Origin of the sequence: Sedimentitalea sediminis, assembly GCF_042687825.1 — a bacterium.
GTDB lineage: Bacteria > Pseudomonadota > Alphaproteobacteria > Rhodobacterales > Rhodobacteraceae > Sedimentitalea.
In genome coordinates this window covers 1-1,989 of the sequence record NZ_JBHUQE010000058.1, presented here as the reverse complement: position 1 = coordinate 1,989, position 1,989 = coordinate 1, and the positions used below count along the sequence as shown (strand labels likewise).

The following is a 1,989-nucleotide window of genomic DNA, read 5'->3' as shown; positions in this document are numbered from 1 at the left end:
GGTGTTGCCCTCTGCGTCGAACGTCCCGGTTAAGCCATTTGTCCCTGCCGCTTGTTCTCCCCGATCTTCAGGCAGGGGCAATATCGTCGCCCGTCCCATGAGAACAGAAACTGCACAAGGAGCACGACATGGCTATGACAGACCAGAATTCAGATCAGTTGGTACAAAGGCTGGCGGAGTACTGGAGCCTGATGCAACGCGCGCAGCAACTGTTTTTACGTGCTGCCAATTTATCGGCGGCACGGGTGACGGGCGGCGAATTTTCGATATCGGACACGGCGTCGATCATGGCGGCCTATGCCAAGGTGGGGATGTCGATCGCCGCCAAGCCGGCCGAGCTGATGTCGATCCAGCAGGCGGCCTTTACCAACATGGCCAAGGTCTGGATGTCGGGCTGGAGCGGCGCTGACAATGAAGTCCGGGACCGCCGGTTCAAGGACGATTCCTGGAGCGACGATCCGATGGCGCGGGTCTGCCGCGACGTGTATCTGGCCATGGAAGAGGCGGTTCTGGACATTCTGAACCAGTTTCCCAAGGGTTCGAAAGAACAGCTCAGGGTGGAATTCTATACCCGTCAGATCCTCAGCGCCCTGGCGCCCAGCAATTTTCTGGCGCTGAATCCGCAGGCCAAGAAAAAGCTGCTGAAGACCGACGGGCAGAGCCTGTTGAACGGGTTCAAGAACCTGCTGGACGATCTCGAGCGCGGCGATGGCCGCCTGGACATCGCCACCAATGACGAGACGGCCTTTGTCGTCGGCCGCGATCTGGGCACGACGCCCGGCAAGGTGGTCTATCAGAACGAGCTGATGCAGCTGATCCAGTTCGAGCCGCGCACCGAGACCCAGCGCAAGCGGCCGATCCTGTTCGTGCCGGCCTGGATCAACAAATACTACATCATGGACATGCGCGAAAAGAACAGCCTGGTCCGTTACATGCTGGACCGCGGCCATACGGTGTTCATCATCAGCTGGGTCAATCCGGGCCCCGAGCATGCCGAGAAAAGCTTTGAGCATTACATGAACGAGGGTCCGCTGGCGGCGCTGGACGCGATCGAGCAGGCCACCGGCGAGAAAAAGGTCAATATCCTGGGGTTCTGCATCGGCGGCATTCTGGTGACCGCGACGCTGGCCTATCTGGCGGCGAAAAAGGACACCCGCATCGCCTCGGCCACGACGCTGGCGACGATGGTGGACTTTACCGATGTCGGCGAGATCGGCGTGTTCATCGACGAGGACCGGCTGGTGGCGCTGCGCGAACACATGGCCGAAAAGGGCCATCTCGAAGGCCATCATCTGCGCGACATGTTCTCGATGATCCGCGAGAACGACCTGGTCTGGTCGTTCCACGTGATGAACTATCTGATGGGCAACAAGCCGCCGGCCTTCGATCTGTTGTACTGGAATTCGGATTCGACCCGGCTGCCGGCGGCGATGCTGCTCTGGTATCTCGAAGAGATCTATCTCAAGAACGCCCTGCGCAAATCCGGCGGACTGACGCTGAACGGCACCAAGATCGACATCGGCAAGGTCAAGACACCCTGTTTCGTTCTGGCCACAAAGGAAGACCATATCGCGCCCTGGACCTCGGTCTATCCGACCGCGCGACTGCTGGGCGGCGAGGTCAATTTCGTGCTGGGCGGCTCGGGTCACATTGCCGGCGTCATCAATCCGCCCAGCGACCGGCCGAAATACGGCTACTGGACGAATCCCGACTATCCGGAGGACCACGAAGAGTGGTTTGAGAACGCCACCGAGACCAAGGGGTCGTGGTGGCCGGCCTGGGCCGATTGGGTCGAGGCCAAGGACCGCGCCAAACAGGTGCCCGCCCGGGTGCCGGGCGATGGTGCGCTCGAGGTGATCGAGGATGCACCCGGATCATACGTGCTGGCCAAATAGTGGCCGGTACGTTGCCGCATGCGATGCGGCGGAACACATATTCAATTCAAGGAGACTGACATGGCGAGAACAGCACTGGTCACCGGCGGCAGCC

At 60.5% G+C, this 1,989-nt stretch carries 1 protein-coding gene; it reads left to right on the top strand.

The window, feature by feature from the left end; translation table 11 throughout:
- The first annotated feature begins 128 nt into the window (after positions 1-128).
- Entirely contained in the window at positions 129-1,895 is a 1,767-nt protein-coding gene (locus ACFMPD_RS17475) for a PHA/PHB synthase family protein (protein ID WP_380997302.1), read from the top strand.
- Positions 1,896-1,989: the final 94 nt, after the last annotated feature.